We start from the raw sequence: 1069 nt of genomic DNA on the forward strand, positions 1-1069 counted from the left end.
GTCCCGGCCCGGGTGGGGCCGGTGGTTGGTGGCGCTGCCGCCGGGGTTGGCGGGGTGCGCCGGGTGTGCCCGTCGATCCATGCTGGCGGGGGTTGAGGTATCAAGCCCGTGGCCGGCGTGCGGTGCGGCGAGGGTGGATCCGCTCTGTGCGGAGTCGTGCGGGTTGTGGTGTGACCCGCCGAGCTGGAACAGCAGCAGGTCTTCGTGCTGGATGAGCCACTGCGGGTCGTCGGTGTTGATGGCGTCGCGGACGTTCTTCATTTGGAAGAACGAGGTCCGCGGCACCAGTACGCCGTTTCGGACTCCGGCGATGAGCGCGATGAGTTCCTCGACCAGGGTCAGTCCGGCGGCGAGTCCGGCGGCGGCGACCATGCCGGGGATATCGATGAGGTCCCCGCGTCGCCGGTAGGGGCGGGCGGTGACCGCGACGTATCCGCCGGGCTGAAGTACGGCGGCACAGCCGGTGAGGATCTGGGTGAATCCTTCGGCCAGTTCGGCGTGTTCGGTGTAGGCGAGGTTCCCGGCGTCGGCACCGTACCGGTGGTGGATCTTGCGGACCTTGCCTCGTCGCGGGCCGGGGGTCCGTACGTGGCCGTGGGTGGATGACCCGTACGGCGGTGAGGTGATGACCAGCGAGACCCGGCCGTGGACTTCGGTCGGCAGCAGTGCGGGTAGGCGGCGGGCGTCGCCGGTGTAAATCTCGCCGGTGCCGGTGGCGGCCTGGGTGGTGGCGAGGCGAATGTTGTCGGCGGCGTGCTGCGCCCACCGGTTCTCGTACTCGACGCCGATGCCGTGTCGGCCGAGGTGCATGGCCTCCACAAGGGTGGTGCCGATGCCGGCCATCGGGTCGACCACCAGGTCGCCGGGCTGGGTGTAGGTGGCGGTGAGGTAGCGGGGGATGGTGGGCAGCATTTTGCCCGGGTGCTCCATGGAGGCCGTGGTGTACCGGCCGCGCCGCAGGTCGCGGGAGGCGGTCTGCCCGGTCAGCAGGACCGAGCCCTGCACTCCGTCGGCAATGAGGGCGAACAGCCGCCCGACGTCGGTGGCGTCGAGGTCGAGGCCCGGGGTG

General features: G+C 70.6%; 1 protein-coding gene. It reads right to left on the reverse strand.

Translation table 11 applies throughout. The annotated features are described in order from the left end of the window. A partial coding sequence (locus DLJ59_RS06865) for a TRM11 family SAM-dependent methyltransferase (protein ID WP_124771667.1) occupies positions 1 to 1029 on the reverse strand: 1029 nt, incomplete at its 3' end. Between the last annotated feature and the right edge of the window lie 40 nt (positions 1030 to 1069).

The sequence above is a fragment of the Micromonospora inaquosa genome, assembly GCF_003857055.1.
GTDB classification, from domain to species: domain Bacteria; phylum Actinomycetota; class Actinomycetes; order Mycobacteriales; family Micromonosporaceae; genus Micromonospora; species Micromonospora inaquosa.